This window comes from Candidatus Dedyshia acidiphila (genome assembly GCF_051025295.1).
In the GTDB taxonomy this organism is placed as follows: domain Bacteria; phylum Acidobacteriota; class Terriglobia; order Terriglobales; family Acidobacteriaceae; genus KBS-83.
Genome location: NZ_JBMGJV010000180.1, coordinates 1 through 248, shown reverse-complemented (window position 1 = coordinate 248; position 248 = coordinate 1). Strand labels below are relative to the sequence as shown.

Sequence of the window (248 nt, the reverse complement as noted above, 5' to 3'; positions counted from 1 at the left end):
TCAAGTCAGGTCAGGCCCACATCCATGCTCGACGAATTGGAATTCGCCTACACTCCCGTGCGCGATCGCGTACGCGACCTGCGGGAGTATCTTTGACGCCTCGCGTCTGCGCGCGGATCTCAAAAAAGTAGAAGAAAAGCTGGCCGATCCGGAGATCTGGGGCAAGCCCGCTGAGTCACAGGTGCTGATGCGTGAGCGCAAGCGGCTCGAGGAGCAGCTTGCTTACGACGTCGAGCTGACGCGGCGCA

At 60.5% G+C, this 248-nt stretch carries 1 pseudogene; it reads left to right on the top strand.

The window, feature by feature from the left end:
* Positions 1 to 24 precede the first annotated feature (24 nt).
* Positions 25 to 248, top strand: a pseudogene (gene prfB / locus AC5IJH_RS18540) (peptide chain release factor 2); the annotation flags it as partial.